Here is a 13,253-nt window from a genome sequence, read left to right on the forward strand (position 1 = left end):
CAATCCGAAATGTGTACTTGTTACATAATATTATTATCTTCCCGGCCTAAAGCTAAAAATTAACGACTGCTATGGCCTCCTCCTCTTATATTCTGGACAAAGATGATCTTGTTCCCAAGCCTCATTTAAGTTTTTGGCAAATATTCAATATGAGTTTTGGGTTTCTTGGAATTCAGTTTGGATTTGCGTTACAAAATTCTAACGCCAGCGGTATTCTAAGAAATTATGGTGCGGATGTGGAGCATTTATCCTGGTTTTGGTTAGCTGCCCCGTTAGTAGGATTAATTGTTCAACCAATTGTAGGGTATTACAGTGATAAAACATGGAACCGCTTGGGTAGAAGAAGGCCATATTTTTTAGCAGGGGCCATTCTTTCATCAAGTGCTCTTACATTAATGCCTAATGCAGGGATACTCGGAAGCATAGCTCCATTAGTAATCATAGGTGCCGGGTTTTTGATGATCATGGATGCCTGTTTTAACCTGGCGATGGAACCGTTTCGTGCATTGGTGGCAGACAACTTACCCGACTCTCAACGAACACTTGGCTTTTCTGTTCAAACTTTCCTCATCGGAGTAGGAGCCGTGGTCGGTTCTTTTTTACCTTATATATTAAATAACTGGGTAGGTATCTCAAATGAGGCACCTGCGGGAGTAGTAGCGGCCAATGTAAAGACTGCTTTTTATATTGGCGCCGCTGTTTTTATTGGGAGTATTATCTGGACCGTTATAAAAACAAAAGAATATCCACCTGCGGAATATGAAAAATACCATGGGAAAAGTGAAGAAAGCCATGCAGGCATCATGAGCATTTTTGCCGATCTGAAAAAAATGCCAAAGACCATGAAGCAGTTAGGATTGGTTCAGTTTTTCAGTTGGTTCGCTTTGTTTGGTATGTGGGTTTTTACCACTGATTCGATAGCAACACATATTTTTCATTTACCTATAGAAGATAAAAGTTCAAAAGCATACCGTGAAGCGCAGGATTGGACGGGTGTTATTTTCGCGGTGTATAATGCAGTGTCCGCTATTTACGCTTTGAGTCTTCCCGCGTTGGCTTCCCGCATTGGTAGAAAGAAGACGCATGCACTTTCGTTAATCATTGGCGGTGTTGGACTGATCTCATTTTTCTTTGCTCCCAATAAAGAGTTCCTGATCTTTTCGATGGCTTGTGTGGGAATAGCCTGGGCAAGCATCCTGGCAATGCCTTACGTAATTCTGTCGGGTTCGATACCTCCGGGAAAGATGGGAATATACATGGGTATCTTTAATTTCTTTATCACCATGCCTCAAATATTAAATGGAATCGTCGGCGGTCCGATGGTTAAAAATGTGTACAACAACCAACCCGTATATGCCATAGTATTGGCGGGCATTTTTATGCTATGTGCCGCTATAAGCGTTATCTATGTTTATGATCCCGGTGCTATGCGCATTAAAGAGGAAAAAGCCCTGGCTTAAAAATTTTGAGCGAGGAAGTCAAGTGTAACACAAACTTTTCTCCGGCAAATTTCAATTTGCCAGATCCCTTAAAACTTCAAATATGAAACCAGGCATGATAATTTTTTCTCATCAGGGGAATGATTATTTGCGAGGTTCCATCCCGAAGCAGGTTCGCGACGTCATGACCAAAAACCTGTCTGCCGACAGCAGGCAATAAAAAATAAACAGATGAAAAAAAGGCATTTAGCTATTTGTGCTCTTCTTATTATAAGTGCTCCTCTTTGTAGCCAGGATTTATATCCCACACATTGGTGGGTAGGAATGAAGAATCCAAAACTTCAATTGATCATTCACCAGGAAGGAATAGCGGAAAAAATTCCTATGTATAAACTATCTCCTGCGGGGATGAAATTGGCGGAAGGAGTAACCTTAAAGGCAATTCAGCGGGTTGAAAATCCCAATTATGTTTTTCTTGACCTGGTCATTGATAAAAACGCAAAGCCCGGCGAGCGAACTTTTAGTTTTGGTCCAGCATCTAAAGCGGTCAAAATAAAATATGAATTAAAAGCCCGCAATAAAGAAAATGGCAGAACAAGGATACAGGGAGTAACACAAGCCGATTTTATTTACCTGCTCATGCCGGACAGATTTGCCAACGGCGATCCTTCCAATGATTATTTTGCTGATATGCGTGACACAGTTCACGCCAGGGCGAATCCTTTCGATCGTCATGGTGGTGATTTAAAAGGAATAGAAGATCACCTGGATTATTTCAAAGAGTTGGGAGTAACGGCTATCTGGCCAACACCCGTGGTTGAAAATGATATGACAAGGACACAGGAGGGTGGTGTATCACGAAGCACTTACCATGGTTACGCCTTTACCAATCAATATGCAGTTGACAGGAGATTGGGTGGTAATGAAGCGTATAAAAAATTGGTGAACGCAGCACATAGTAAAGGAATTAAATTTATCCAGGATGCGGTGTACAATCATATTGGTGATGATCATTGGTCGATAAAAGATATGCCAATGAAAGACTGGGTGAATCAATGGCCTTCGTATACCAATTCTTCATATAAAGATCAACCGATCGTTGATCCCTATGCATCGGACATTGATAGAAAACTTTCAGTTAATGGGTGGTTTACTCCTTTTATGGCTGATCTTAACCAGCGAAATCCATTGGTGGCTAATTTTTTGATTCAATACGCTATCTGGGCTACCGAAGAATTTGGAATTGATGGCTGGCGGATCGATACTTACTTTTATAGCGATGGTGAGTTCTTAAATAAAATCAATGATGCATTGGCGAAAGAGTTTCCGTCACTAACCGTATTCGGTGAAACCTTGGTACCTTCTGTTGTAAATGCCGCATGGTTTTCAGAAAACAATCTGAATGTTCCCTTTAAGCATAATTGCCCGGGCATTACTGATTTTCCGCTTACAAATGCAATGATCGATGCATTGCGGCAACCTTTTAGTTGGACTGATGGTGTTAACAGGTTGTATTCTACTTTAGCACAGGATATCCTTTATAAAGATCCAACACGGAATTGCATTTTTTTGGATAATCATGATTTGGACAGGATCTACTCTGTCGTTGGTGAAGATTATAATAAATATAAAATGGCCGTCAACTGGCTGCTTACACTAAGAGGTATTCCCCAAATGTATTACGGCACTGAAATCCTGATGAAAAATTTCAGAAACCCCACTGATGCTGAAGTGCGTAAAGATTTTCCGGGCGGGTGGAAAGAAGATACAGTCAATAAATTTACAAAAGAGGGCAGAACAGAGCAGGAGCAGCAGGCATTTACCTATGTGTCTTCCCTGGCTAACTTTCGCAAGACTTCTTCAGCTATTGCAAAAGGAAATCTGATGCAGTATGTGCCGCAAAATGGATTGTATGTTTATTTCCGGTATGATGCAAAGCAAACAGTGATGGTGATTTCCAATACCGGCGATAAATCAATGAAACCTGATTGGAATTATTATGCAGAGAGGATAACAGGGTTTAAAAAACTAAAAGATGTTGTTTCCGGAAATAGTATATCGTTGGACGGTTTTGAAATAAAGCCGAAGGAAAGTTATGTTTTTGAATTGTTGAAATAAAAATCACTGGATCAAGAATCATCATTTGCCGATAAACTAGATGACAAAAGCGAGGATCAGCTTCTGACCATAGCTTTCCCAGCGGGTCAAAGCAGCATTGAGTGCAGTTACCATCGAAGCCCTGGTTTGCTTTTTACCTTTAGTAGCAGGAGCGATGGATTTTGCATTTACCTCCTGGCTAACTCTCGTCGCAAACCAGGTAGTATGCAAACGGGGGATACCCATTCCCAATATCATACCAGGCAGTCCGTGAATGCCTTCCGGGCCACCGCTAATCATGATCTCATTGGTATAAAAAGCAAAAACAGCAACCGTGTCAAATAAAATACCGATGGCTTTCCGGCACTCAAAACCCGCGATATTTCTTGTATCGGCAGTTATCTTCCATTTGATCTTCAGGAGGCTGTCCTGCACCAGGTAAGTTTCTTCATAGATGGGTTTTTGCGTAATCGTAGAGCCGTTACTATAATCATTAAATACGGTATTTTCATCTGCAAAAGGTTTGAACCACATATTACGGGGAATATCCGCTTCTTTGGTTCGCTTATAAACGGATTTATTTCCTTCGCTGCTGAAATTGAAATAACTGATTGTCTCCTTTGGGATATATTTTTTGCTCTGTTCAAACCACTCAGGTTCTAATTCCTTCATCAGCGGCCATACAGCCACCGTTTTTGCATAATCAATGCTTACCTTATCTAAAAAGACCTGTTGCGCTTTTATTACAAAACAGGAAAGCAAAAAGATAAAACACAGTGCGAATTGCTTTTTCATTTGTTTAATCTATTGTTTTTACCAAAAATCAAATTGCCATCGATGGTCATTGCTGATGCGTTAAAGAAATAATTTATTAATTTCTTTTATTGTTTTTCCTGCCCCGGCATTTTATTGAAATTCCAGGAAACTGTCAGCAGGAAATAACGGCTAAGCCTATCATAGCGTTGCTCGCTGATAAAGTTGCTGTTGATGGTACGATTAAAGCCAATGTTCTGGTTCAGGATATCATGAGCGACAAGACCCATCTTCAGCGATTTATCTTTCATGAATTTCCGGCTCAGCTCGGCATTCCAGACCGTAGTATTTACATTATTCGCAAATGCAGCGGTTTTTTGCCGCAGCTCCATTTCTACATTCGATTGCAGTTCAACGTTCCAGGGAAGCTTTACATATCCTTCGGCCCGGCCACCATAGGTCCAGTAATTATTATCCGCTAAAGGGCGAAGAGATGATTTCGAAATAGTCCGTGTAACCCTGGGACCTATATTGAAATTATATTTTTCCTTAACGGAATACCGCATAAAATAACGCAAGGAAAGATTTGCATAAGTATTGATGTTTTCTTTTCCGTTAATATAATTCTTTGATTGTCCGCCATTGGCCTCAGGCGATAAACTATGATTAAGTTTTTTATCGCCTTCTCCCGAACTCCAGTAGCCATAAGAGTACCAGTTATTATTTCCATTTACGTTGACCGGAACATAAGTAGTTTTTCCAAAAGAATCCGTTTGACTAAAGTTAGTAATCGAATTTTCAGAAAAGTTAATACCGAAGCTCATGTAAGCGTACCGTCCGCTGAGCACTTTATAATCATTAAAATGAGCATTCAAGCTATGATTAAAACCCACTTTAAGCTCGGGATTACCAATATAAATACTTAAGGGGTCGTCGTTATTTCGGAGTGGTTGCAGTTGGGTTATCGTAGGCTGCACAGTATTGCCCCGGTAAGAAAGCGATAGATTAGTCTGCGACCTTAACTTATAGCGGATTTGCACCTGTGGCGTAAAGCCAGTAAAATTATAAGTGGTTTTTTTCCCAAGATCAAGATCTTTAAGATTTAACCGGATGGCGGAAAGACCTGTTCCGAACCCGAACGCCAGCTTTTTTGCCATATACCTTGCGGTAATTGTTCCGCTATTGGACAAGGCATCAAGATTAAAATTATTGCTGAATACAGGATTCAGTTCGGTATACTTGCCATTGCCATCCTTGTCGAAACTATTCCGGTGAGAAGCAGACTGGTTACTGTTCAAACTATATTCCGAAACGATATTCCATTTATCGTTCAGCGGTTCGTTATAAGTAATCTTGGTACCGATGGTGTTTGAATTGCCGCTATTGATCTTTTGCTGATCTATAACCTCAACCGAGTCGGGATTGCCCGCACTATAAAAATGACTTGTTGATGATAGTATGCCATCCTGGTCGTCCTCGACAATGCCTAACCGTAGGGTAGCTATTAACTGGCGGTTCTTCTTTTTAAATAGTTGTTTGTAAGTAAGAGCGTTGTCCAATTGTCTTTTTTCACTGTTGAGCTCATTAGTTCGTGTGTTTGTATTGACAAACTCCGATGCTTCATTTAACGCCTCGCTGTAACTATCGGTAAAAGAATTTTTCTTTTTATAAATACCTGCAACGGTATACTTAATCGAAGCCAAAGAATCTATCTGCCATTCGTATTTTCCCCGCACGGCATGTTGTTGTGAAAGGCCTTTGCTTCTTGAAATGGAATTATTGAAAAAAGTGGTATCCTCTAATAAAGTCTGTGAAAGATTTGTTGTTGTATTGGTTGTTTCAAGCCGGTTATACAGGTAGGAGAGATTTAATTTATTTTTATCCTCTTGCCATTTATTGCCAAACAAAGCACCGACTGTATACGCATTGGGTAAACCCCGGAGGCTCCAATCCCTGAAATCGTTATCATTATCTCCATAACTATAGTAATAACCACTGATCTCATCGTATTCGTAATCATCTTCAATACCCAGTTTATTCCTTTCTTCCCAGCCAAGGCTGCCTGTATTAATATTGCTTTTTGTAGCGTAGACTGATATCTTTTTGTTCCCCTGGAATTTATTAAACATCAACTTGCCATTGTACAGCTTATTGAAATTACTGCTGCCTTCTACTTTTCCGAAATAACCTTTCCTGGCATTTTCTTTTAATTTGATGTTGATCGTTTTATTACCGCTACCTGATGCTCCAATACCTTTTAACTGGTCCTGTTCCGATTTCGTATCATATACCTGCACTTTGTCCACTGCTTTAGCTCCAATATTCTGCGTGGCAATGGTTGGGTCATCGCCAAAAAACTCTTCTCCATCCACCAGCACCTTATCTACTCTTTTACCCTGTGCAGTTATTTCACCCTTACTGTTTACCTGCATGCCGGGTATTTGTTTCAGCAATTCTTCTACTGTCGCTCCTTCCTTTACATGAAAGCTATCCGCGGTAAATTCAGTAGTATCCCCTTTGATGCGCATAGCAGCATTGGTTCGAATCACTACTTCTTTTAACAGGAGACTGGCAGGTGTAAGTGGAATAACGCCAAGGTTCAATAGTTGTTTATCCGGTACAGTGATCTTATCTGAATAATCCGCAAACTTTGGAAAGCTGACCAGCATTACATATTCACCCGGCTCCAGATCACTCATACTGAAACCGCCGTTGGCATCGGTACGGGTGAATTTTACCAGTACAGAATCCCTATTGCTCAAAAGAGCAATGACGGCGTGGGGGAGATTTTTCTTATCCAAAGTATCCCGGATAGAACCTTCAATGGATGAAGTCTGGCTGAATGCTTCCTGCAAGATAAAGCATAGCAGGAGAACAAAAAGAAGTTTTCTCATTACTATTTGTCTGTTGGTGTAAATAATGTGCTAAATCAAAACCTGCCTATATCATTTTCAATAACCTAACAAAATGCTGCTTCTTGTTCACCAGCGTAGTTTTTGTGCTGTCAAATACTCATTAAAGAGAGTAATGAAGAAAATAAGACGTAATAAAAACCCTGTAAAGAAATTCGCTGTTATTTTTCTTCAATACCCGGTGATCCTTGCGTGAAATATTATAACGACATATTCCACAAAGCCTGTTGTCCCCACTTACCCCAGTCCTTTGTTACTTTTTCAACATCTTTACGAATGGCAACAAATTCTTTTTTCTTTCCTTTTTGTGGTGCCATAATCTCTCTTACGTCCACACCGGCCACCTGTAATTTCGTTGCAATATAGCTGGTAAACATGCGGGGAATGGTAATGCCCAATATCATTCCCGGCAATCCGCTTATTCCCATGGGACCACCACTTATCGTTATTTCATCCGTATAAAAAGCAAAAACATAAACACTGTCGAAGATGATACCTGTTGCCTTGCGACAGTTAAAGCCAGCAATCTCCCTGGTTTCATTGGGTGTAAGTTTCCAATCAATTTTCATTAACTCACCGGCGAGTAAATAATTGTCACCGAGAATGTATCTATAATTGGCAAAAGATCCTGTTTGATAGTCATTGTACCATATGTCATCTTCCGGGTTGCTTACGCCAAACCCACGGGGAAGTTTGGTCTTTTCATCATACCGGTCGAACTTATAAACGGATTTATTATCATTGAAAATGTACTTGAAATAAGTAGTAGAAAACTGCGGGATTTTGTCCTTCCACATTTGCACCCACATGCCTTCATCTCCCAAAGCGCGGTGATTATTGGTACGTACTTCAAACTCGATGGCGCCTGATTCAATAAACTGTTGGGCATTTACTATACCTGCCAGGCCAATCAATATTGCTAAAAATATTTTTTTCATATTCCTCAGTTAAAGATTAAAATCAAAATCCTTGTGGTTTGCCATTTTTTGAAATATTCCAGGTCACAGTCAGCAGCCAAAACCGTTTCAATGTATTGTAATAAGTTTCAGTAAAACTGTAACTGTTAAAGCTACGGTTGTAACCCCTGTTTTGATTCAGGATATCATACACGCCAAATTTGAATTCCAGCTCATTTTTTAAAATGCGTTTGATCACATTTGCATTCCAGGTTGTAAAGCTGTTATTGTCCGGGAAACGAGGGTCCTTTTGTCTCATCTGGAAGTTTACATCTGAACCAATCTCCACTTTACCGGGCAAGGTTACACGTCCTTCAGCCCAGCCATTGAGTTGCCAGTATTCAGCATTAGCGGATGAGTTAACTGATGCCTTGCTTTTATTATAGGTGAAATTGGGGCCAATATGGAAGTTGTATTTGTCAGCCACATATTGGCTGATATTTATGCGCACACCATAGCTGGTTACATCTGTTTTGTTCTTCACCGTGCTGTTGGTTTTTGCATCTCTTACAAAGTCGATGTTGTGGTTGATGTTTGCATTAGGACCAAAACCAATTCTCCATTTTGTCTCGGGTATTTTGAATCCATAATCGCTATACAAATTCAAATTGTAGATGCCGTCTACGTTTACTGTCTGATAAGTTCTTCGGCCGGCGTCGTCAATAGTGCTGAACTGCGTAAACGCATTTTGCGTCATATTGAAAGACAATCCGCCCCAGAGATTTTTTTCTTTTAACGCATTCCATGAGCTATAGTTCACATTGAATGAATGGCGAAATGATTGGTCAAGGGCCGGGTTACCCAAATAGACATTTAATGGGTCAGTATTTACAGTTATTGGCTGCAATTGTTCGAGTGTTGGAGCCTGCGTAGAGCCATTATAGTTAAACCGAAGGTTTTGACTTGGTTTTATCTTATAGGTTAAGGAAGCACGGGGAAAGAAGTTGGTGTAATTATAATTCCTGGTGATATCGTCCGTAATATTTTTCTGAACGAAATGACTGAAACCAACTGCGCTACCGAAAGAATAAGTGTATTTCTTTTTATTCACCCTAAAGTTTAAGCCCGGCGTATTAACAAGGCGGTTAAACTCAAATGAGTTACTTAAAGAATCTATCTGGTTATTGTATTTACCTGAACCGTCATCTTCGTTGGTGATCCGTTCGTTGCTATTAGCGTTATAGCTAAAGGAGTAGCTTACTTCCAGGTACATGTCTTTGAGAAGCGGTTCCGTATAGGCAATCTTTGTGCTGACGCTTTTTCCTTCATTATTACGAATATTCTGTTGGTCCAACGTATCCCGGCGATCAATTATTCCATCTTTATAAAAATTGTTTAATGAATATAGGTATCCATCATTTTTTGACCGGTTCCAATTTAGATCCGTATTAATTGACAGCGTACGGGAAAGTTTTTTGAATTTATGTTTCCACAGGAGGGAAGTAGTTACAGCATCATTGACCGCATCGTTATTTGTTTTGCGGTTGCTGTTATTAATCGAATCTTCTTTATCGGTAAAAGCTTCAGTATAATAATTATTTCTTGTCAACGATTTTCTTTCATTGGCTCTCGTCGTCCATTTCAGTGTATTGTTGGAGTCGATTGTAGTCTCCATCGTAAAATTCAGTGCATGCTTATTTGTGGACGAATAATTATTGCTTATACTGTTTGTGGACCAGCTGGTGTCAGGCAGGAAGGTTTTGGAAAACGTTCTGGTTACACCCGGCGAATTTACTTTAGAGAATTTGTAGCCCCCATTTAAGCTTTGCTTGTTGTTATTGAATTTATCGCTATAATGCAGGCCTCCATTCCAGTTCCTGGGTATGCCATTTCGCCCACCCCAATAGTTGTCTTCATTGTCCCCGTTCCAACTCATGTACATACCACCATCATCGCTTATGCCGGTTTCAACTCCTTCCATTCCGCCGCCATAATTATTCGCATCTTGCCAATCGAGGTTAGTTTGTCCTGTATTGCTAAGGATGCCGTATCCTGCTATTTTTCGCTTGCCCTTAAAGGCGTTTAGCATAATAGCGTTGTCGTATTTGTCTTTTAACCCACCGCCCGCTTCGACTTTTCCAAAGTAACCTTTCTTTTTGTCTTCCTTGAGTTTTAGATTGATCGTTTTGTCTTTTACCCCATCATCTATTCCGGTGAATTCTGCCTGCTCACTTTTTTTATCAAACACTTCCACTTCTTTTACCACATCTGCCCGCAGGTTTTTAGTAGCAATGCCGGGGTCAGTGCCGAAGAATTCTTCGCCATCCACCAATACCTTAGTCACCTTCTCACCCATGGCGGTTATTTTGCCATCTTTATCTACCTGTATGCCCGGAAGTCTTCGGAGCAACTCTTCTACGTTAGCACCTTCCCGCACTTTAAAACTATCGGCCGTATAGACCGTGGTGTCTCCTTTAATCCGGATGGGCGAACCGCTCTTAATAATTACTTCTGCCAATAATTTGCTCTTGGGAATCATCTTGATTTTACCAAGATCAGTAACCCCGGTGTCCTTAACCTGGATTTTGTCAAAATAATCGCCGAGATAAGGGTGGGTGATCATAACGATATATTCTCCAGCCTGCAGGTTGGGCAGGCTAAAATTTCCAGCCTTGTCGACACGGGCAAATTTTACAAGGACCGAATCTTTGGTCCTCATCAGGGAAATTACTGTGTTTTGAAGATTCTTATGATCTACTTCGTCGGCTACAGAGCCTTTTAGGCCACTTGATTGGGCAATTGCAAATTGAATAAAGCCGGTTAGAGCAAGAGCTAAAATCAGGAATTTTCGCATGATGGTTTTGGTATAAGATGCAAAATATAGTTTATCACAAAGTCACAAGCTACATTTACATAAACAGCACAAAAATGCTGATTTACGGTTGATAATTATTAATGACATCTTTATTGACCTGTTAATATTTCAATAAAAATGTGTAAGTTGTATGGGACTCACAACCTTTAAAATTCCATACATATGAACGGGAAAGAACAAGATATTGGCGAAGACAGACAATTCAATAACGGCGGTGCTGACCAAAAATTATCTTCATCCTTCGGGAATGTTTTTAGTGAGCAGTATAGTTCCGATAAGAAATACGAAGACATGCATTTTATTGATACGTCAAAACCCGTGTGGAATTACTCACTGCTCAGCGATGACGATGTCAGGAATTTTCAGCAGGGTACGCATTATCGTTTATATGAAAAGTTTGGTTCGCATTCCATGCAGCTAAACAATGTGTGGGGAATGTATTTCTGCGTATGGGCGCCAAATGCAACAACGGTCTCTGTCGTTGGCAACTTTAATCACTGGAAGGACCATGAATATGAGCTGCAACCACGCTGGGACAATAGTGGTATCTGGGAGGGTTTTATACCAGGCTTCAAGCTGGGTGAGGTTTATAAATATAACATAATAGGATTCGAAGGAAGAAAAACGGTGAAAGGCGATCCCTTTGCTAACTTCTGGGAAAAAAGGCCCAATACTGCTTCCATCACCTGGGATATGTATTACGAGTGGAAGGATAGTGAATGGATGAAAAAGAGAAAAGAGCATAATGCATTGGATGCTCCCTGGAGTGTTTACGAGGTTCACCTCGCAAGTTGGCAGCGGCCAGATAGAAATGATGAGGAAAGTTATAATACTTATGAGCAGATAAAAGAAAATCTTGTTCCCTATGTAAAAGAAATGGGCTTTACCCATGTGGAGTTAATGCCTGTGATGGAACATCCTTTTGATGGAAGTTGGGGATACCAGATTACAGGATATTATGCGGCAACATCACGGTTCGGCAACCCCCAGGGGTTGATGGCTTTAATTGATGCATTTCATGCCGAAGGAATTGGTGTGATCCTGGATTGGGTGCCTTCGCATTTCCCCTATGACTCGCATGGCCTGTTTATGTTTGACGGCACACATACGTATGAGTATGCAGATATGCGCAAAGGGTTTCATCCTGATTGGAACAGTTATATATTCAATTATAAGAGAGGGGAAGTAAAGTCGTTTCTAATCAGTAACGCCATATTCTGGTTTGACAAATTTCATATTGATGGCGTTCGGGTGGATGCGGTAAGTTCTATTTTAAAATTGGATTATTCCAGAGAAGAAGGAGAATGGGAGCCTAATGAATTTGGTGGTAATGGAAACCTGGAAGCTATTGCGTTTATCAAGGACCTGAACGAAACTATCTACCGTGATTTTCCTGATGTGCAGACCATAGCAGAGGAAGCGACGGACTGGCCCGGTATTTCAAGACCAACCTGGCGGGATGGGCTGGGTTTTGGAATGAAATGGATGATGGGCTGGATGCATGATACACTGGATTATTTTAAAATAGATCCGCTGGGAAGGCAACACAACCAGGACAAGTTCTCATTCAGCATGGCTTATTACTATGATGAAAATTTTATGCTTCCCTTCAGTCATGACGAAGTGGTGCATGGGAAAAGCCCAATGCTGTATAAAATGCCGGGTGATGAATGGCAAAAGTTTGCGAACCTCCGCCTGATGTATACTTATATGTGGACCCATCCGGGAGGTAAGTTGTTGTTTATGGGTGATGAATTTGGACAAACAAGCGAATGGAATTATAAGTCGGAGCTCGATTGGTTTTTATTTCAATATGATTCACACCGGCTTTTAAAAGACTGTGTTGCTGATCTTAATAAATTACTGAAGAAGGAACCAGCTCTATACCAGAACCAATTTAATCAGTATGGATTTGAATGGGTGGACCTTAACCACCGGCAGGAGTCGGTCGTCTCTTATAAGCGAGTAAGTAAAACACCGGGAGAAGATGTATTGATTGTTTTAAATATGACTCCGGTTGTGCGAAACGATTGGGAAGTAATTGTAAGAGGAAAACCTTATAGTGAAGAAATATTTAACAGCGATCACAAAATATATTGGGGTACCGGCAACGTTTATAATCCTGATATTCGCTGTGAGCTGATCAATAAGGATCAAAAAACTTATAAGATTAGAATAAATTTACCTCCACTGGCTGGCGTAATTCTGAAATAGATGACGGATTTTTGCCGGCAGGCAACAAGAAGATAGGACAGGGGTCTTGTGATTATTGATACTTAAA

7 protein-coding genes are annotated in these 13,253 nt (G+C 40.5%); 3 read left to right on the top strand and 4 right to left on the bottom strand.

The features are described 5' to 3' along the window. Positions 1-71: 71 nt before the first annotated feature. Positions 72-1,460, top strand: coding sequence for an MFS transporter (locus ACFEL9_RS24695; protein ID WP_385895669.1), 1,389 nt, complete (start codon positions 72-74; stop codon positions 1,458-1,460). 210 nt (positions 1,461-1,670) lie between these two features. Further along, complete coding sequence (locus ACFEL9_RS24700; protein ID WP_385895672.1) at positions 1,671-3,557, top strand: glycoside hydrolase family 13 protein; 1,887 nt, start codon at positions 1,671-1,673, stop codon at positions 3,555-3,557. Between the two features lie 36 nt (positions 3,558-3,593). On the opposite strand, the gene ACFEL9_RS24705 is transcribed toward ACFEL9_RS24700, so the two are convergent. From ACFEL9_RS24705 to ACFEL9_RS24720, 4 genes are all read right to left on the bottom strand, one after another. Next, a complete protein-coding gene (locus tag ACFEL9_RS24705; protein WP_385895673.1) occupies positions 3,594-4,331 on the bottom strand; it encodes a GLPGLI family protein in 738 nt (245 codons plus the stop codon). A gap of 86 nt (positions 4,332-4,417) precedes the next feature. After that, the gene (locus ACFEL9_RS24710; RefSeq protein ID WP_385895676.1) at positions 4,418-7,183 is read right to left on the bottom strand and encodes an outer membrane beta-barrel protein; all 2,766 of its coding nucleotides are present in this window, start codon (positions 7,181-7,183) and stop codon (positions 4,418-4,420) included. Positions 7,184-7,401: 218 nt separating this feature from the next. Next, positions 7,402-8,139 (bottom strand): GLPGLI family protein, encoded by a 738-nt coding sequence (locus ACFEL9_RS24715; protein WP_385895678.1) that lies wholly within the window; start codon positions 8,137-8,139, stop codon positions 7,402-7,404. A gap of 22 nt (positions 8,140-8,161) precedes the next feature. After that, the gene (locus ACFEL9_RS24720) at positions 8,162-10,951 is read right to left on the bottom strand and encodes an outer membrane beta-barrel protein (protein ID WP_385895681.1); all 2,790 of its coding nucleotides are present in this window, start codon (positions 10,949-10,951) and stop codon (positions 8,162-8,164) included. Positions 10,952-11,134: 183 nt separating this feature from the next. On the opposite strand from ACFEL9_RS24720, the gene glgB reads away from it, so the two are divergent. Continuing rightward, positions 11,135-13,186, top strand: a complete 2,052-nt coding sequence (gene glgB, locus ACFEL9_RS24725; RefSeq protein ID WP_385895683.1) for a 1,4-alpha-glucan branching protein GlgB — start codon at positions 11,135-11,137, stop codon at positions 13,184-13,186. Positions 13,187-13,253 lie beyond the last annotated feature (67 nt).

It is taken from the genome of Terrimonas alba, from assembly GCF_042434975.1.
Lineage (GTDB): Bacteria > Bacteroidota > Bacteroidia > Chitinophagales > Chitinophagaceae > Terrimonas_B > Terrimonas_B alba.